At 43.0% G+C, this 19,943-nt stretch carries 12 protein-coding genes; 9 read left to right on the top strand and 3 right to left on the bottom strand.

Translation table 11 applies throughout. The features are described from left to right. The first annotated feature begins 68 nt into the window (after positions 1 to 68). The 3 genes from gltB (at position 69) to ACT3QN_RS10620 (ending at position 7,551) form a co-directional block, all read left to right on the top strand. Positions 69 to 4,532 (top strand): glutamate synthase large subunit, encoded by a 4,464-nt coding sequence (gene gltB / locus ACT3QN_RS10630; protein WP_444529208.1) that lies wholly within the window; start codon positions 69 to 71, stop codon positions 4,530 to 4,532. Between the two features lie 218 nt (positions 4,533 to 4,750). Next, the gene (locus ACT3QN_RS10625) at positions 4,751 to 6,172 is read left to right on the top strand and encodes a glutamate synthase subunit beta (protein WP_444529207.1); all 1,422 of its coding nucleotides are present in this window, start codon (positions 4,751 to 4,753) and stop codon (positions 6,170 to 6,172) included. 167 nt (positions 6,173 to 6,339) lie between these two features. Then, positions 6,340 to 7,551 carry an FUSC family protein gene (locus ACT3QN_RS10620; RefSeq protein WP_444523263.1) on the top strand — a complete coding sequence of 404 codons (1,212 nt, stop codon included), beginning with the start codon at positions 6,340 to 6,342 and terminating at the stop codon, positions 7,549 to 7,551. 82 nt (positions 7,552 to 7,633) lie between these two features. On the opposite strand, the gene ACT3QN_RS10615 is transcribed toward ACT3QN_RS10620, so the two are convergent. Then, complete coding sequence (locus ACT3QN_RS10615; protein ID WP_444523264.1) at positions 7,634 to 8,767, bottom strand: ABC transporter substrate-binding protein; 1,134 nt, start codon at positions 8,765 to 8,767, stop codon at positions 7,634 to 7,636. 352 nt (positions 8,768 to 9,119) lie between these two features. On the opposite strand from ACT3QN_RS10615, the gene ACT3QN_RS10610 reads away from it, so the two are divergent. Both ACT3QN_RS10610 and ACT3QN_RS10605 read left to right on the top strand, forming a co-directional pair. Continuing rightward, positions 9,120 to 9,947 carry a 3-oxoacyl-ACP reductase gene (locus ACT3QN_RS10610; RefSeq protein WP_444523265.1) on the top strand — a complete coding sequence of 276 codons (828 nt, stop codon included), beginning with the start codon at positions 9,120 to 9,122 and terminating at the stop codon, positions 9,945 to 9,947. A gap of 325 nt (positions 9,948 to 10,272) precedes the next feature. Continuing rightward, a complete protein-coding gene (locus ACT3QN_RS10605) occupies positions 10,273 to 11,892 on the top strand; it encodes an AbgT family transporter (RefSeq protein ID WP_444523266.1) in 1,620 nt (539 codons plus the stop codon). A gap of 102 nt (positions 11,893 to 11,994) precedes the next feature. Here the strand turns inward: ACT3QN_RS10605 and ACT3QN_RS10600 are convergent, their stop codons facing one another. Continuing rightward, positions 11,995 to 12,825: an HAD family hydrolase gene (locus tag ACT3QN_RS10600; protein WP_444523267.1), complete on the bottom strand. Its 831-nt coding sequence runs from the start codon at positions 12,823 to 12,825 to the stop codon at positions 11,995 to 11,997. Positions 12,826 to 13,123: 298 nt separating this feature from the next. On the opposite strand from ACT3QN_RS10600, the gene ACT3QN_RS10595 reads away from it, so the two are divergent. The 3 genes from ACT3QN_RS10595 to ACT3QN_RS10585 all read left to right on the top strand — a co-directional run bounded on the left by ACT3QN_RS10595 (position 13,124) and on the right by ACT3QN_RS10585 (position 15,138). Beyond that, positions 13,124 to 13,630 carry a hypothetical protein gene (locus ACT3QN_RS10595; RefSeq protein ID WP_444523268.1) on the top strand — a complete coding sequence of 169 codons (507 nt, stop codon included), beginning with the start codon at positions 13,124 to 13,126 and terminating at the stop codon, positions 13,628 to 13,630. Positions 13,631 to 14,064: 434 nt separating this feature from the next. Continuing rightward, on the top strand, positions 14,065 to 14,529 hold the full coding sequence (locus tag ACT3QN_RS10590; protein ID WP_444523269.1) for a BLUF domain-containing protein: 465 nt from the start codon (positions 14,065 to 14,067) through the stop codon (positions 14,527 to 14,529). 123 nt (positions 14,530 to 14,652) lie between these two features. Continuing rightward, entirely contained in the window at positions 14,653 to 15,138 is a 486-nt protein-coding gene (locus tag ACT3QN_RS10585) for a hypothetical protein (RefSeq protein ID WP_444523270.1), read from the top strand. A 110-nt stretch (positions 15,139 to 15,248) separates the two neighbouring features. On the opposite strand, the gene parC is transcribed toward ACT3QN_RS10585, so the two are convergent. Beyond that, positions 15,249 to 17,558: a DNA topoisomerase IV subunit A gene (gene parC / locus ACT3QN_RS10580; RefSeq protein ID WP_444523271.1), complete on the bottom strand. Its 2,310-nt coding sequence runs from the start codon at positions 17,556 to 17,558 to the stop codon at positions 15,249 to 15,251. Positions 17,559 to 17,891: 333 nt separating this feature from the next. On the opposite strand from parC, the gene ACT3QN_RS10575 reads away from it, so the two are divergent. Beyond that, positions 17,892 to 19,682, top strand: a complete 1,791-nt coding sequence (locus tag ACT3QN_RS10575) for a vWA domain-containing protein (RefSeq protein WP_444523272.1) — start codon at positions 17,892 to 17,894, stop codon at positions 19,680 to 19,682. Positions 19,683 to 19,943 lie beyond the last annotated feature (261 nt).

Raw genomic sequence — 19,943 nt, 5'->3', positions numbered from 1 at the left:
GCTTACGGGTACCAGCTTATACTCCGCATTGGAAATGTAAGCTGCCCGTCTACTTAAAAGGACAAGCTATGTCAATGATTTCCTCACAAACACACTTGGCTACGCCAGATGATTTTTCTGATAATTGCGGTTTTGGCCTAATTGCCCATATTGAGGGTGAAGCAAGCCATGATTTGGTAAAAACTGCCATTCATAGTTTAAGTTGTATGACACATCGCGGCGGTGTTGCTGCTGACGGTAGAACTGGTGATGGTTGTGGCTTACTATTAGCGACGCCTGCCGACTTTTTTAAACAGATTGCTGATGAGCAGCAATTTGCGATTACGGACAATTTTGCCGTTGGCATGGTATTCGTTAATTTAGATAGCGAAAAAGCTAAACATAGCCAAAAAATATTAAGCGATGAAATTACAGCTCAAGGATTAGAAGTGGCTGGCTGGCGTGATGTGCCACTTGATTTGAGCATTGTTGGTGAGATTGGTCGTGAGACGTTGCCAGACTTTAAGCAAGTGTTTGTTAACGCGCCAAATGATCTAGCAGCTGATGATTTCAATCGTAAGCTATTTGTTGCGCGCAAAAAAGCAGAGCAATGCTTAACAGATGATGAGCTATTCTATGTCTGTTCATTGAGTTGTCAGACTATTATTTATAAAGGTTTGGTAATGCCTTCGGATTTACCAGCGTTTTTCTTGGATTTGCAAGATGAGCGTTTGGCATCACATATCGTGGTATTCCATCAGCGTTTCTCAACCAATACGTTACCGCGCTGGCCATTGGCACAGCCATTCCGTTATCTTGCTCACAATGGTGAGTTGAACACCATCACAGGTAATCGCAACTGGTCTAAAGCCCGTACGCCAAAGCTAAAGTCAGACAAACTGCCTAACTTAAATAAGTTGACACCACTTGTAAATAGTACTGGTTCAGATTCATCGAGCTTAGATAATATGCTTGAAGTACTAATGTCTGGCGGTATGAACCTGTTTCATGCAATGTCTATATTGGTACCACCAGCATGGCAAAATGTTGATAGCATGGATATGGATCTGCGTGCGTTTTATGAGTTTTACTCGCAGCATATGGAAGCATGGGACGGCCCAGCAGGTCTCGTCATTCAAGACGGACGCTATGCGGTCTGTATGCTCGATAGAAACGGTTTGCGTCCGTCACGTTGGGTAACCACTAAGAACGGCTATATTACTGTTGCATCAGAAGTGGGCGTTTGGGATTATGAGCCACAAGATGTATTGGCAAAAGGTCGCGTTGGACCTGGTCAAATGCTGGTCATTGATACTTTGACAGGTCAAATTCTAGATACAACAGCTATTGCAACTTTACTAAAAACGGCTCATCCATATCGTAAATGGTTGCGTGAAGAAGCGACGCGTGTCCGTGATGATGAACGTCTAGAAGAAACATTGGCAACGCAAGCGTGCCGTGGTGAGCAGCTAAAAGCGCTACAGAAGATGTATCACATCACTAATGAAGAGCGTACAGAAATCATTCGCCCTAACGCTGAAAATGGTCAAGAACCAGTCGGCTCTATGGGTGACGATACGCCAATGGCTGTACTATCGCAGCAAATTCGCCATGTCGGTGACTTTTTCCGTCAGCAGTTTGCACAGGTGACAAACCCGCCAATCGATCCATTACGTGAATCTATTGTCATGTCATTACAGACCTGTTTAGGCGCTGAGACTAACGTATTTGCACCATCTGCGAGAGATGCGCATCGTATTATTTTGTCATCGCCAGTATTGTCAGCCAGCAAAATGCAGCAGCTTGAAACTTTGGATGATCCAGCGTTTAAGATGGCTCGTATTGATCTAAACTATGACCGTACTCTAGAGCTATCTGATGCTATCGTGGCTATTTGTGAGCAAGTGGCAGATAACATTCGCTCAGGCAATACACTGATTGTCTTATCAGATAAAGATATCGATGCAGACAAAGTACCAGCCAACGCCATTATGGTTACTGGTGCTGTACATCATTATCTAATCGCGCAAGGTATCCGTACCGATGCTAACTTAATCATTGAGACGGGTCTTGCTCGTGACTCGCATCAAATAGCGGTATTGATTGGCTTTGGTGCAACTTGTGTGTATCCGTATCTAGCATATGATGTCATTGATGATTTGGTTGCTACTGGCGAGCTACTTGGTGATCCGATTCAAGCCCGCGTTAATTTCCGCAAAGGCTTGGATAAAGGTTTACTAAAAATATTATCGAAAATGGGTATCTCTACCATTGTTTCTTATCGTGGTGCGCAGTTGTTTGAAGCAGTAGGCCTATCAGAAGAAGTCGTCAATTTGTGCTTTAAAGGCGTACAAAGTCGTATCAAAGGCGCTACCTTTGCAGACCTTGCTGCTGATCAAGCACAATTGGCTGCCAATGCGTTTAAGCGTCGTGCCCCTCTAGATCAGGGCGGTCTGCTCAAGTTTGTCTTCAACAAAGAATACCACGCCTTTAACCCTGATGTGATTAACAGTTTGCATACCGCGGTACGTACAGGTGATTATGACAACTACCGTAATTATGCCGATCTAGTTAATAGCCGTCCGGTTGCTACTTTACGTGATTTGTTGCAACTGAAAACTGATAACAGTATTGATGTTGATGAAGTAGAAGATATCTCTAAGATTTTGACGCGTTTTGATTCAGCTGGTATGTCATTAGGCGCGCTATCTCCTGAAGCGCATGAGTCGATTGCGATGGCTATGAACACCATCGGTGGTCGTTCAAACTCTGGTGAGGGCGGTGAAGATCCTGCGCGTTATGGTACATTGCGCAACTCAAAGATTAAGCAAGTTGCCTCTGGTCGTTTTGGGGTCACGCCTGCCTATCTTCGTTCCGCTGAAGTCATGCAGATTAAAGTAGCTCAAGGTGCTAAGCCTGGTGAAGGTGGACAGCTACCTGGTGGTAAAGTCAACGCGCTCATTGCACGTTTGCGTTATTCGGTACCAGGTGTGACCTTGATTTCGCCGCCGCCACATCATGATATTTATTCTATCGAAGATTTGGCACAGCTGATTTTTGATCTGAAGCAAGTCAATCCAGATGCATTGGTATCGGTTAAATTGGTCTCACGTCCAGGTGTTGGTACGATCGCGACAGGCGTTGCAAAAGCCTACGCCGATTTGATTACGATCTCGGGTTATGATGGTGGTACAGCAGCGTCTCCGCTATCGTCTATCCATCATGCGGGTTCACCATGGGAACTAGGTTTGGCTGAGACTCACCAGTCTCTACGAGTGAACGGGTTACGTGACAAAGTACGTGTCCAGACTGACGGTGGTCTAAAAACAGGACTGGACGTAGTAAAAGCTGCGATCTTGGGTGCAGAGAGCTTTGGTTTTGGCACCACACCGATGATTGCGGTCGGTTGTAAATACTTACGTATCTGCCATTTAAACAACTGTCCAACAGGTGTTGCTACTCAAAAAGCCAAGCTACGTGATGAGCACTTCATTGGCGAAGCAGAAATGCTCATTAACTTCTTTAAGTTTGTTGCAACCGAAACGCGTGAATGGTTAGCAGCGCTAGGCGTTCGTAGCATGGAAGAGCTGGTCGGTCGTACTGACTTACTTGATATTCTAGACGGCAATACTGATAAGCAGCGTCATCTCGATTTAACGCCGTTGCTATTTAGTCATCCAGCCAGCGTGGGTAAAGCACAAACTTGTCAGGTAGAACGTAACGAGCCATTTGATAAAGGCTTGCTTGCTGAGCAGATGATTAGCGATATGCTTGTAAACATTCGCAAAGGTGCAGGTGGTGATTATAGCTACTTTGTTGGCAACTGTGATCGATCTATCGGTGCTCGTATTTCAGGTGAGATTGCTCAAGTTTGGGGCAACCTTGGCATGAACGATATGCCAATTAAACTTCGTTTAACTGGTACTGCAGGGCAAAGTTTAGGTGTATGGAATGCTGGCGGCCTAAACATCGAGCTTGAAGGCGATGCCAACGACTATGTGGGCAAAGGTATGGCAGGTGGTGAGATTGTTATTTATCCACCGAAAGACTCAAACTTTACAGCACAAGAAACCGCCATTATTGGTAACACCTGTCTATATGGTGCAACTGGCGGTAAGCTATATGCTGCTGGTACAGCAGGTGAGCGCTTTGGTGTTCGAAACTCTGGCGTGCATGCAGTCATCGAAGGCACAGGTGACCATTGCTGTGAGTATATGACGGGTGGTATCGTCACAATTCTTGGTCGTACTGGACTGAACTTCGGTGCTGGTATGACGGGTGGTTTTGCTTATGTCCTCGATATGGAAGGTGACTTCTTTGATCGTTGCAACCATGAGCTAATCGATCTAAACCGTATTTCGAGCGAGCAAACAGAAGAGCATCGCATTCACTTGCAACAAGTGATTGAAGCTCACGTAGATAAAACAGGCAGTGCATGGGGTCAGACAATTCTGAATGATTTTGAGCACTATGTTCGTAAGTTCTATTTGGTTAAGCCAAAAGCGGCGAACATCGCAAGCCTTCTTAAAACTACCATGGCCGACCCGCAATAGCCGATACGTAACTGTTGATCCTATCAATGGATTGTATTGATGGATCGACAGTGACTTTAATTAGGGTAGCCAGCGTTCCGTTTTTAGAAACGTTTTAACTCACAGGTTTTCAGCAGGTACGTGACAGCAGCGATATATGTCTTAGATTGTAGACAAACGAAACATCGCTGACTGTCGCCACCCACTGCAAAAGAGCCTTATATAAAAGAGATAGCACCATGGCAAAACGCTTAGAAAATAACTTCCAGTTTTTAGATGTACCAAGATTTGATCCAACCAAAAAAGATATTGCAACGCGTTCAACAGAGTTTGTTGAGATTTATAAACCTTTCGAAAACGAAGCCGTTGCTCAGCAAGCGCATCGCTGCCTTGAGTGTGGTAACCCGTACTGCGAGTGGAAATGTCCAGTACACAACTATATTCCTAACTGGCTAAAACTGGCCACAGAAGGCCAGATATTTCAGGCAGCTGAATTGTGCCACCGTACTAATACCTTGCCTGAAGTATGCGGACGAGTTTGTCCACAAGATCGTTTGTGTGAAGGCGCTTGTACACTGAATGATGGCTTTGGTGCAGTGACTATTGGTAATGTTGAGAAATATATCAACGATACTGCGTTTGCACTTGGCTGGCGTCCAGATATGTCTGAAGTCGTTTGGACGGACAAAAAAGTTGCTATCATTGGTGCAGGACCAGCAGGTCTGGGTTGCGCGGATATCTTAGTCAGAAACGGTGTTAAACCAGTTGTCTTTGATAAGCGCCCTGAGATTGGCGGCTTACTGACATTTGGTATTCCTGAATTCAAAATGGAAAAAGATGTTATGCGCAATCGCCGCGTCATCTTTGAAGACATGGGTATGGAGTTCCGTTTAGAGACAGAAATCGGTACAGATGTCACTATCGATGAGTTGTTAAGTGAATACGATGCTGTGTTTATGGGTATGGGTGCTTATACTTATATGCGCGGTGGCTTTGCTGGAGAAGAGTTGGAAGGTGTATACGATGCGCTAGATTACTTAATTGCTAACGTGAATCGTTGTAATGATTGGGAAAAAGATACTGAAGAATATATCGATTTTAAAGGCAAGAAAGTGGTAGTACTCGGTGGCGGCGATACAGCAATGGACTGTAACCGTACCAGTATCCGTCAAGGCGCTGAAAAAGTAGTTTGTGCCTATCGCCGCGATGAAGAGAACATGCCTGGCTCACGTCGCGAGGTGGTCAATGCTCGTGAGGAAGGCGTTGAGTTCTTATTCAATCGTCAACCGACTGAAATTATTGGCCTAAACGGTAAAGTTAACGGCGTAAAAGTCGTTACTACTCAGTTGGGTGCACCAGATAACCGTGGTCGTCAACGTCCTGAGCCTATTCCTAATTCTGAAGAAATCATTCCATGTGATGCAGTCATTATGGCATTCGGCTTCCGTCCAAGCCCCGCTGACTGGTTCGAGTCTCAGCAAGTAGCAATGGATAGCTCTGGCCGTGTACTAGCAGCCGAAAAGCAAACTTTCAGATTCCAGACGCAAAACCCTAAAATCTTCGCTGGTGGCGATATGGTACGTGGTTCTGATCTGGTTGTCACAGCTATTTGGGAAGGCCGTGAAGCTGCGGAAGGTATATTAGACTTCTTAGAAGTATAGTCGAGCTTATTTTAAGTTCAGCAGTTTGTGAATAGAGTTTGAGCGTAAAACGTCTTTTGTCTTTGGGTAGGCAAGAGACGTTTTTTTGATTATTACTATTATAAATAGTGGTGTGGCTGATAGCATGTTCGTCCATTTTATTTATCAATTAAAAAGAGTAGCCTTACGTGAAATCAACCCTTTGGCAGCGTGTCATATCTCCGTTTGTTGAACCTTATATCCGTTATCAATATGCGGATATTTTGCATGCCATACGCTTAGGTGCGGCAGTGATATTTGCTTTGATAGTTAATGCGCTTACTGGTTTTCCACATGGAGAGTGGACGACCATTACTGTGTTTATCATTTTGGGTTTATTACAGTATCAAGGCGCTATTTATACCAAAGCCAAAGAGCGAATACTGGGTACCATATTTGGTATTATCGCAGCCTTCGGTATTCTGTGGTTCAATGATAGCGTGAACGCATGGGTGTGGGTGTATTATGCGCTCATCGGTCTCGTCAGTAGTATTATTGGTTATTTGGCAGTCAGGAATCTTGGTTATACAGGCTTACTGACTGGTATTACGATGTTGATGATTGTCTCAAACTTAGGCCAAGGTAACATGAGCCAAGACGGTATATACCGTGCCCTAAATATTTTGTTAGGCACTGGTGTTTCGGTGGCTGTGACACTTATTTTGCCGTTGAAGTCGACATTGATGTGGCGATTTTTATTGAGTAGTAATCTTGACGCTTGTAGCAGCCTTTACGCTGGTGTCGGTAAACATATTGATACTACTGATCAAGTCAAAGATGATTTAATGCAGCAGCAAAATACAAAGCTATTTCCCATGGATGAAGTACCTGTTAACAAAGCGTTGCTTACAGAGCTACAGCAAATTAATAAACGCCTGCTGGCTGTACGACCACATATCGCCGCGACAGCAAGTGAGTCAGGTATTGAGAAAGGAACGCTCGAGACGATTCAGCGTACCCATCGTAATATTATTGGAACGATTGACTTACTATTAAGTGCTGCGCCGCGTTTGGCAAATATTGAGATTGATAAAGAAAATCATATTTTATTGGTACATTATCAGAATGAGCTAACCCAAGCGATGCAACATATGGCGGCGGTATTGCGTAGTCCTAGCGATGAAGTATTTCGCCCCATTACTCGTATTGCTGTCTCGGAGTATCCGAGCGTGCAGCATCTAGCATTTGAATGGCAGGGGTATTTTTGGTTGACTCAAACCTTGCAAACACAATTACAACAGCTGAGCGACTTGTTACAAACATCTAAGCTGCATTGGTTTGCTGCATCTGGTTTGAGTTATCAGCGCCGCGAGCAGCGCAGAATGAAAGAAAAAGGTGGTGAGAGAGATTTACATCTATAAGGCACAAAAAACGCTGACCATCTAGGATCAGCGTTTTTATTTTAAAAGTCTACTTTGTTTTTAAAATGCTAAGTCAAAACGATTAACGACCAGTTTTTAGCTTATCCCAATACTGCTGATACACTTGCAATGCTTCATCGCCCACATCTTCTTGGAATTCAGCTTTCGCTAATACTACTTTAGAAGGATAAATCGTTGGGTTGTTTTGTACGCTTTCATCCATCAACTCGCGTGCAGCTATATTTGGTGAGGCGTAGCCAATCTCTTCACTCACGATTTTTGAGTTTTCAGGACGCAATAGATAGTCTATAAATTTATGTGCAGCATCTACTTGCTTAGCATTCTTAGGAATGACAAAGTTGTCCATCCATAAGATAGCTCCTTCGCTAGGGTACTTATAAACCAAGCTAGTGAGACCTTCATCATTGGCAATTACCGCTTCGCCATTCCAGCTCATACCCACTGAGGTTTCACCTTCCATATATGGCATGCGTGTGGCGTCTGAGTTGAACGTCTTAACATTTGGCATTAACGTCGTGAGCTTGTTATAAGCGGCTTCGATTTCATCGGGATTGCTACTGTTACCTGAGTAACCCAGGGTGAATAGCGCCATACCAAACACTTCTCGCACGTCATTGGTTAGCATCACTTGCCCTTTATACTTGGGATCCCATAGATCATTCCAACTATTAACTGTCGCAGGATCAACGCTATCCCCATTGATTGCTAGACCTGTGCTACCCCACATATAAGGGATAGAGTATTTATTATCAGGATCAACTTTAGTATTGGTAAATGAAGTATCAAGATTCTTGAAATTGCTCAATTTGGATTTATCTAGCTCTTGCAGTAGTCCTTCTTTCGCCATTTTTTCAACATAATAAGTTGATGGTACAGCCAGATCGTACTGACTTGAGTCATCGAGTAGCTTAAGCTTGGCATACATGGCTTCATTAGAGTCAAAGGTGGTGTAGTTGACCGAGATACCAGTCTCTTCTTCAAAGCCATCTAAAATCTCTTGCGGCATATATTCTGACCAGTTGTAAAGGTTCAGCGTCTCATTGCTCGCTGCAACGCTGCCATCTGCAGCATTGTCAGAGTTGCTACAGCTGGCAAGCACCAAGCCGACAGCCGCTGCTAATACTGCTTTTGGCACTATACGACCGACACTAGCCGAAGTATGGGTAACTGGATGGGACGATGATAAATGGGTCAAAATATCTCTCCTAAATAAATATAATGCAAATCAGAAAAATTCAATAAAAAATCCAAAAGCCTGACATGGCCAATAAAACTATTATGGCCATTAATTTGTACAATTTAAAGGGGTATTGTTAAGGCAATGCTTAGTGATACTAATAAAGATAGCCGGTTGGCCCAATGAGATGAGTAGCAAAACGAACTTAGTGACAGATAGCTTTGAGTAAAGTTGCCAGCAAGCTGCTGACGTCGAGTCGGAAAAAGATAGTATATAACCATGCTATGATTGGCGCTGATCGGAGTATGATGAACGTAAGCTCAGAGGTAATAAGTCTTGACCATACCCTAATAATAAAGGATACAGCACAATGACCGAAAGCACTTCAACTCAAAACGTCTTGAACAAAAGCCACTCAGCTATACCAGCCTTGCTCATAGATAAAGTCGCCATAGTGACTGGAGCCAGTCGTGGGCTTGGTGCACAGATTGCTCAGCAAATGGCAGCGGCAGGCGCAACCGTTTGTGTCAACTACCTTAACAGTAAAGAAGCTGCTGAGAGGGTAGTGGCTGATATCATCTGCGCAGGCGGTCAAGCATTTGCTTATCAGGCAGATGTCACCGAGCTTGAGCAGGTACAAGCAATGGCAGCTGCAGTCGTCACTCGTTATGGTCGTATTGATATCTTAGTCAATAATGCCTTACCGAGTTATCAGTTCAATCCAAGTGCTGCGTACACCAGTATCGAAACCGTAGAGTGGTCGCATTTCTCGCAGCAGATGGATGGTATTGTTAAAGGTGCAGTTAATATAGTACAAGCAGTATTGCCGCAGATGAAAGCGCAGCAAGTGGGTAAAATTATTAATATTTCGACCAATCTCGTCTACAATCCAGTGGTTACTTATTACGACTATACCACCGCTAAATCAGCACTCATTGGGCTAACGCGTAACTTAGCAAGCGAACTTGGGCAGTATGGTATTCGAGTTAATCTACTGGCAGGTGGACTTTTAAAAACGACCGACGCAAGCAGCTTAACCACTGAGGAAGTATTTGATTATATCGCTACTACAACGCCGCTACGCCAAGCGACTTCGGTCGCTGACTTTGCCAATTCGGTACTGCTTATGGCATCTGACTTGAGTATGGCTATTACCGGACAATCTATCGCCGTCGATGGTGGCTTAACGATGCCTTGATAGCAGGTAGGTACTAAGATCCCATATACTGTGTGTTAGCTCGTTTGCCATTTTATAAAATAGGAAGTTACACTTATTTAGTCCTGAGAGATTTTTAAGTGGCGATAGATTGGATATATTCCGATTTGTCGCCTTTTCTATTTTCGGTACTACATTTTTAGATTCTTGTGGTTTATAGGTTGCATATAGTTACAAACTTTTTGTTTGTTAATACGAAAATATTTGTTTCTAATTGTCAACTATGTTTCAATTTCATTCTTTTATCAATTTCTTATATACCTTAAGTACATTCACTGTGCTTAAGTTTTGATTGGAGTAATGGGATATGCAAGGAAGTAATTCGCCAAATGGCAGTCCGCCACACAACGATTTCGATGCAGCAGAACAAAATTCTCGTATGCAGCGGTTTTTAAAGGGCGTCGAATGGCTCGGTAATTTATTACCGCATCCTGTTATTTTATTCGTTTGGATGTCTGTACTGTTGTTGGTGCTCTCAGCTGTCATGTCATATTTTGGCGTGTCAGTGATTGACCCAAGACCAGAGGGCACAAGCGGACGTAGCGCTGATGGGATGATCGAAGTCGTCAACCTATTGAACGGTGAGGGCTTGGCTCGTATCGTCGAAAATCTTGTGACCAACTTTACTGGTTTTGTACCGCTAGGTACGGTGCTAGTAGCGTTGTTAGGTGTCGGTATCGCTGAACACTCTGGCATGATATCAGCTGCGCTGCGAGGTCTGGTCATGAATGCTCCCAAAAAGATGGTCACCTTTACCATCGTTTTTGCAGGCATCATGTCAAACACGGCTGCTGAGCTAGGTTACGTGGTACTGATACCGCTTGCCGCGGTGATTTTCCACTCGCTAGGTAGACATCCTTTAGCAGGTCTAGCGGCGGCATTTGCTGGGGTATCAGGCGGTTATAGTGCTAATTTACTGCTAGGGACGGTAGATCCTTTGTTATCAGGGATTACCCAAGAAGCGGCGCGTATCATTGATCCCACTTATATTGTTGGTGCAGAGGCCAACTGGTACTTTATGATCGCCAGTACTTTTTTAATCAGTGGTTTGGGTTACTTTGTCACTGAAAAAATCGTTGAACCAAGTTTAGGGGAGTATAACCCTAAGGATGCTGACGATACCTCTGTGCTAGAGACGCAAATCGAAAAGGTATCATCGCTTGAGAAAAAAGGTCTACTGTGGGCAGGCGTTAGCATGTTGATATTTTGCTTGTTGCTGGCGTGGACAGTAGTGCCTGCCGATGGCATCTTGCGTAATGCAGAGACAGGCTTAGTATCAGGCTCACCATTTTTAAAAGGCATTGTGGTCTTTATCTTTGTATTCTTTGCGATTCCAGGTTATATCTACGGTAAGATTACTGGTAGCATCAAGAGCAATCAAGACGTCGTCGATGCCATGAGCAACGCCATGAGCTCGTTAAGTATTTACATCGTGTTAGTATTTTTTGCTGCACAGTTTACGGCGTTCTTTAAATGGTCAAACTTGGGCTCAGTAATGGCCGTATCTGGCGCGACTTTCTTGAGCGATATTGGCCTAACTGGGCCATTATTATTGGTTGGTTTTATCTTGATATGTGGAGTGGTTAACTTGATGCTCGGCTCAGCATCAGCGCAGTGGGCGGTGACCGCACCTATCTTTGTGCCTATGCTGATGCTCACAGGTTACGCACCAGAGATGATTCAGGCAGCCTATCGCATCGGCGATTCGACCACTAATATTATCACGCCTATGATGAGTTATTTTGGCCTTATTCTGGCAGTGGCTATGCGATATAAAAAGAACACAGGTGTAGGAACCTTAATGGCTATGATGCTGCCATACTCGATGGCGTTTTTGATTGGTTGGACAATCTTATTCTCTGTTTGGGTATTTGTACTTGGTTTGCCAGTTGGTCCGGGGTCAGAGACTTTTTATCCAGCACAATAATTAGACAGTGATAGAAAATATATTGATAATAAAAAGCCCTCACTAATGATTTAGTAAGGGCTTTTTTATTGAATGTTAATGGCTTCATTTACTTGGATGTTTTTACAACTTCATATCTAGCTGATCAAGCACGGTTTGAATACCATACTCTTCAATCGTTCCAGTGACGAAATCAGCACGTTCTATTAAAGCTGGCTGCGCATCTCCCATTGCCACAGCAAACCCAACCAGATCAAACATCTCTAAGTCATTGAACCCATCACCAAATGCCATGCATTCACTGGCATCCGCCCCATAATATTTGCAGATGTCTATAATACCTCTCGCTTTGGACGCATCGGCTGGTAGTATATCGGCCCCAATCTGATGCCAATGTACCAGTTTTAAATCATACTGGGCAAAGTCGATGTCTTGCATTTTTTCTTGCTGGTTATTAAAAAATACCGAGCACTGATAGACGGTATTTGTTTTGTAGTAATCAGGATCGAGAATAGAATTGGGCGTGACAGCGTTAAACTCGCGCAAACGTTCATTTTCGCCTGACCAAGCGATATGAGTAGCAGAATCAAACTTATGGATCAAATCGCTCTGCTGGCACAGGCGCACGATTTTATCTGTTTGCTCAGCGGATAATGGGTAGTGGCTGATTTTGCCATTTTTATCAAAACTATATTGTCCATTCATACAAATAATGGCATTCAATATATCCGCATCAAGCAACGACAAAATATCTTTAGGCAATATGGCTTTAGAACGACCAGTCGAAATCACTAGCTTAATATTGGTATCAGCAAGCTGCTCAAGCGTGGCTTTATTATGTTCAGCGATAATACCGTTACGACTCAAAGTATCATCAATGTCAAAAAAGATAATTTTGGGTGTCGAAATCTTAATAGTCATACTTTCTGTGGCAATCTTATCTTCGATAAACATGATGATCCTATTATTTTTAGTCGTCTAGATAATACATTAGATATTACTACAACGCACCTAATCAGATAAGTACCTATCGAGTAACCTATGATGCTATAAACATACTTGCTGATTCTGTATTCGTATGATGGTTAGTGAAGTTGCTCATCGCTTTTGCAGACGATTAACAAAAATGCTAAACGATATGATTAACTCAATCGTATCGATTTATTATAAGGTTATATTCAATTATCAAAACGAATCTACAAAATGAGATGGACTATCATTATTAATGCAGCAGCTACCTAAAGGAACAAGTATGAAGTTTTTCACCTTAAAATCGGTTACCGTTTTGGCAACATTGGCTTTATCTACTAATGCTCTTGCAATGGATGTTAAATTTAACGATGCTGCTTGGGATGGTAAAAAAATACCTGAAGGGCAGCAGTGTCTGAACTATGATGGTAAAAGCCCAGCCACGCCCAGCATGACTGTCTCGGATATTCCAGCAGGCGCGGAAAGCTTGGTATTCGTCTACAACGATGTAAGCAATAAACGTATGCAACACGGTGGACATGGCATTGTAGAGTTCGCACTACCAGAAGGCGCTACAAGTGCAGAGGTGCCACGAGTATTTGGCCATACTTACGAAGTGCCAGTAGGTATTGAGATGGTCGCAGAATACCGCAGCCGTAAAGGCGAGGCAGGCGGTGCATACAAGCCACCTTGCTCTGGTGGTAAAAACCATCTATACACGGTAGATGTGCAAGCATGGCAAGGCGATTCGGTACTTGCTGAAACAACAATCGAGATGGGTCGGTATTGATACGTTAGCTCATTCAATTGGTATGTAATAAAGCCGTCTATACCTGCTGTAGGCGGCTTTTTGTTAAGGGTGAATTATGTTTCAAATACTCATAAATAGGCTAGCGCAACAAGTATAAAAAACTAAAGGTCTGCAATAGCTAGTCGATAAAGCCGAATTGTTGATTAATTTTTTATGAATAAAATACGGTTATAGGCAGATATAGAGTAGACTTTTTAATTATTAGAATAATGGTATCACTGCTATGGTGTCAGGTTTTATAGTATAATTATAATCTGACAAATGTTGACATGATATTTCGTTAAAACTTTATATCATTACTCGAAGAGGATCATGGTAGATTATAGAGAGCGGTTATAAGTTAGTAATAATATTGATTGTGTTTTTTAAAATGTCTTTTGATTCAGTTTAATCATTTATAAATGGATTTTATCATGCATACAGCTACAAGTGATACTGTAAAAAATAGAAAAAGACACGGCGAGCACATTCTTATCCACATGACGTATATTGCTAAAAACGTTGATCTAGATTCGGGAGTTGAGCTAACTCGTGCACTTGAATATTGGCGCAGATATTTTGAAGAAAACAATATAGTTTCCGCTTTAGTTATTAGTGAAGGTTATTTCGTTCAAAGCTTTCAAGGAACAAGGCTTGCTATCAATACTGCCTTAGAAAAAATACTTGATGAGCATTCAACTATTTTCCCTAATATTGTTGATATAAAGGAAATAGAATCGCGTCAATGGAATGGGTTTTTAGTCAAACATTTGACATCAAGCGTTGAAGATGAAGAATATGCACTAAAGAGTTTCTCAGCAGGTTCTGACTATAATCCTTATCTGATGAAAAGCACTCAAATTGAAAGCTTTTTGACAGCGATTTTCAAAGATAATTAATTCAAAAGGTTGTAAACGCGTAAGTTCTGCTCAGTATAAAGGCTGTCTGCTCTAACCAGCATAAAAAAGCCGTCTATGAAGTGTCTTTTGATTTAGGTAAAATTTTTATAAATAAGGTTTCTTATGCACACGACGACAAATCAAACTTCAGAAAATAAGAAAAGACATGGCGAGCATCTGCTGATTAGCCTAACGTATATTGGTAAAAATATAGAAATGAAAACAGGTATAGAGTTGACTCGAGCTCTTGAGCAGTGGCGAAGATATTTTGATGAAAGTGGGCTAGTTTCAGCGTTGGTGATTAATGAAAGTTATTTTATTCAGAGTATTCAAGGCTCAAGACCTGCTGTTAATGTTGCACTAGCGAAAATATTCGATGAACACTCTAAGATTATACCTAATATTGTTAAATTAGAAGAAATAGAAGCCTGTACATGGGATGGTTATTTAATCAAACATTTGACGTCAAGTGTTGAAGATGAAGAGTATGCTTTAAAAAGCTTCTCAGCAGGTTCTGACTTCAATCCTTATCTCATGAAAAGTACTCAAATTGAAAGCTTTTTGGAATCGATATTTGAATATGATGAGTCCAGTAATTTTGAAGAGTAGTGTTTCTTTATATGAAACTTACTTGTTTCAGCGTGCACCAAAAAGCCACCTATACATACGTATAGGCGGCTTTTTTATTGCAGAGAGTAGGTTGTAATGAGAAGCAACAGTTATGTCGCAACCTCAACACTCGTCACATTCTGAAAACCCCTTGGCAACTGACCACCACGATTACCACGCACACCCGTATAGTTAGCCAAGTCATTTGGCTTGAGTGTCACATGACGTTTACCAGCAGTAATGACTAGACTGTCTTGTTGACTGAGTGGCGTGATAGCCATGACCTCTTCGCCGTCTTTTAACTTGATAAGTTTATTACCCTTACCACGAGCCTGTTCAGGTAAGTCATCAAGGGTAAATATCAGTAAATACCCTGCATTGGTCACAACGGCGACATGATCAGGCGCTACCTTTGTATTAGTGCTTTCGCCGCCAGCATTGGCAGCTGTTTCCACTGGCGCATCGATACGGGCAACAGGGAGTAAGCGGCTCTCAGCTGCGAGGTTAATGATATTTTTCCCCGCTTTTTGATTGCTGTCTAGGTTGCCAAGCGTGTTGATAAAACCGTAACCTGCTGAGCTAGCCAAAATAATGCGTTGATTGTCAGCACCTGTTAGTAGCTGCTCAAAGCTAGCACCTGCTGGTGGCTTCAACACACTGGTCAGCGGGTCGCCTTGGCCACGCGCTGAAGCAAGATTGTGCGCGTCAAGGCTATAGCTGCGCCCAGTGCTATCGAGCACGTAGATTCTCTCGTTAGATTTGCCGCGCACATGCGCTTGATAGCTGTCACCTGAGCGATAGCTCATGCCAGCGGCATCGACATCATGACCTTTAGCAGCACGAATCCAGCCCGCTTTTGACAAGATAGCAGTGACAGGCTCGCTCGGTACGAGATCAGATTCTTTTAGTGCTTGAGCTTCTTCGCGTTCTGCCAATGGTGACACACGCTCATTACCGTGCTCTTTCATATCAGCGGTCAGCTCTTCGATCAGCAAGTTGGTCAAGCTGTCTGGATTGTCCAAATACTCTTGAATGACGGCGCGTTCAGCGGCTAGCTCATCTTGCTCACGGCGTAACTCGATTTCCTCTAACTTTGCCAACTGACGTAAACGAATATCCAATATAGCATTGGCTTGAATATCAGTCAGATCATAGTCCTGCATTAAGGTTGCTTTTGGGTCGTCCTCTTCACGAATGATGCGAATGACTTCATCGATATTGAGATAAGCAATCAGTAAGCCTGCCAAAATATGCAAGCGTTTGTCGATTTTATCGAGGCGGTACTCCAAGCGGCGGGTGACCACTGAGCGGCGACACACTAGCCATTCTTCTAATATTTCTTTGAGGTTTTTAACTTGCGGTTTACCGTTTAAGCCAATCATGTTCATATTGACGCGGTAGTTGCTTTCTAGATCCGTACTGGCAAACAGATGACTCATGACACGATCGACATCGACCCGTGTTGATTTTAGCTCAAGCACGATACGGCAAGCGTTTTCGTGATCTGACTCATCATGGATATCTGTGACCCAAGGCAGTTTTTTATCCATCATGAGCTTGGCAATTTGCTCTTGGATTTTGTTGCCCGATACTTGGTAAGGCAGCGCATCGATAATGACAAGATTTTTCTCTTTAGGGTCAATATGGAAAGTCGCACGCATTTTATAGCTACCGCGACCTGTTTCATACATTGCCTGCAAGTCTTTTTTGCTGGTAATGATTTCCGCTGGTGTTGGCAAGTCTGGCGCTGGTATCGATTGGGTAAGCTGTTTAACCGATAGTTCGGGATTTTTGAGTAAACGAATTGCCGCACGCACCACTTCATTGAGATTGTGCGGTGGAATATCGGTTGCCATACCGACCGCGATACCTGTTGTACCGTTTAGCAAGATGTTGGGCAGGCGGGCAGGTAGGGTGGTTGGCTCTTGCATCGTGCCATCAAAGTTATCCTGCCAATCGACCGTACCTTGCCCTAACTCTGCAAGTAAAGTATTGGCGTAAGCTGACATTTTGGCTTCGGTATAACGCATCGCGGCAAATGATTTTGGATCATCTGGGCTACCCCAGTTGCCTTGACCCGTGATAAGCGGATAGCGATAGCTGAACGGCTGTGCCATCAGAACCATCGCCTCATAACACGCACTGTCACCGTGCGGATGGTATTTACCTAACACATCACCGACTGTACGTGCAGATTTTTTGGCCTTGGCAGTGGCTTTCAAGCCCAACTCACTCATGGCATAGACGATGCGGCGCTGAACAGGCTTTAGACCATCAGCGATATTTGGTAGCGCCCGATCCATGATAACGTACATGGCGTAGTTGAGATAGGCTTGCTCAGTGAACTCTGCGACTGAACGAGTATCCATCGGTTCATTGGGAATGATTGGGGCAATCGTATTATCAATAACATCAGACATAAAATAGGATTCACTTATCAGTTTTAATAGGTATAGATAATGGGGTCAAGCACAAAAATAGGATAGTGCTATCGTAAAGGAAATTAGCAGAATTAAAAAGGCATAAGTCATAATAGACGACAAGTCATGACGTGCTTAAAATAAGGGCTTATAAAGATTTTTTATCATGTTGTGGTTCATAGCTTTTATAGATTAAGTTAAGTATAGTAAATCTAATATTTATTTTTTATATGGTTAATAAATGTCTTAGTGTTCCATCAACAACAACTGAGAGTACGATTATTGACACGGACAAGTCGTTACCGAGTTATCTTACAACAAGGAATTTCTATTATGTCGTTTGACCTTTTATCCTACGTTTCCACCTCTACGATGCTAAAAAATAAAAGCAGGCACATAGGAGAAAACGCCATTAGAAATGTACTATTGATTAGTGCTATAGCCAGTCTAGGATTGACAGCCTGTAGCCCTTCACAAATGAGTAAGCCGCTACCAGCCGAGACAAACAGCATAGTCAATCAAGATGCAGCAGTGGTGTCAGAATATATCATGGCATCACCCAGTGTTAAGCGCGCAGTCACGAGCCAACAGATGATGCGCTCTGCGGTGCAGACAAGTATCGTAAGCCCATCACCGCGTATCATCGTCACGCCAGAGGCAAAAGACAACTATCAAAAAAATGAAGCCAACCCTGTACATCGAACTACAGATATGGCGGTATCTACTTTGTCTATCGATACTGATACGGGCAGCTACGCCAATGTGCGCCGATACCTAAATGAGGGTCAACTGCCACCCGTCGATGCCGTACGTGTAGAAGAGTTGATTAATTATTTTAACTATCAGTTTGATGATGGCAAACGTATGGGTAGAGCACCATTTGTTGTATCAACTGAAGTAGTAGATTCACCTTGGGATAAAGCTGATCAAGATAATAAAATAGTCAAGGTTGGTATCAAAGCCGTTGATAGTAGTTGGTCACAAAAAACGGATAAGCAGTCTATGCCACCTGCCAATCTTGTATTTTTAGTAGATGTTTCAGGCTCTATGTCGTCGCGCGATAAGCTGCCATTGGCCCAGTCGTCGCTTAAACTGCTAACAGAGCAACTGCGCACCCAAGACAGCATCAGTATCGTGACCTACTCAGGTAGTACTAGTGTGGCACTGCCTGCGACCAGTGGTGATCAAAAAGCAAAAATATTGGCTGCAATTGATAGATTAAATGCCTCAGGCTCAACCAATGGGGAAGATGCTCTTAAGTTGGCCTATAGACAAGCTGAGCAAGGACTAAAAGAAAACGGTATCAATCGAATCATGATGCTAACGGACGGCGATTTTAATGTCGGTATTAGTGATGTCGATGAGATGTTGGAGTTGGTAAAAGCCAATCGCGATCGCGATATTTCTTTGTCCACCGTTGGCTTTGGTCGTGGCAATCTCAATGATCACATGATGGAGCAGATGGCGGACAACGGCAATGGTAATTATAGTTACATTGACAGTCTCACTGAAGCAAAAAAAGTCTTTGGAGATGAGTTAGCCGCGACATTTAACACCGTCGCTAAAGATGTAAAAGTCCAAGTTGAGTTCAATCCTGATGTGGTGAGTGAGTGGCGCTTGATTGGTTATGAAAACCGCGTACTGGCTGAAGAGGATTTCAATAATGACAAAGTTGATGCAGGTGAGCTCGGAGCAGGCAAGGCGGTTATTGCTTTATTTGAGGTGACACCAAAGGGTCAAAAAGGTCTATATAGCGATCGCCGTTATACTGATAGCAATGCCAGTACTAGTTTGAATAATAACCAGAACGCTAACGAGCTTGGCTACCTAAAAATTCGTTATAAAGCATCGACAGGTGGTAGCTCCAAACTTGTTAGCCAACCGATTAACAAAGCTAGCTATGCTCTAGATAAAGCCAGTATCGATACCCAATTTGCGATGGCAGTAGCAGGATTTGGTCAACGCTTGACTCAAAGCGACTACATCAATGACTGGCAATATAGTGATAGTACCAAGCTTGCCAAAAGTAGTATCGCAGATAGACCAAGTAGCGATGCTGATGGTACTCGTCGCAACTTTGTGACGCTAACTGAGCTGGCTAGTGCGCTAAAAAATAGCCGATAGTAAGCAGATATCATGTTGGCGTGGTTATTAAGGAGTAAAAGTCAAGAGTCATATTTCCTAGTGGTATAACTGGTATCTTTAACATAATATGTTGATATATATGAGGATATTGGGCGTCAAGCCTATTTGCGAACTGGTGTAGCAATCTTTTATATTGAGTACTATCTATAAAGTGTGTATGTTAATAAACAAAGGGTTATTTACCGCTGTATTGTTCGCTCAGCACTGTATAAATATGTCGCAGCCTTGCTTTTCATGATG

This window comes from Psychrobacter sp. AOP7-C1-14, from assembly GCF_052376135.1.
In the GTDB taxonomy this organism is placed as follows: Bacteria; Pseudomonadota; Gammaproteobacteria; order Pseudomonadales; family Moraxellaceae; genus Psychrobacter.
Note: the sequence above shows the minus strand (reverse complement) of the source record. Positions and strands in the feature narration are given on the sequence as shown.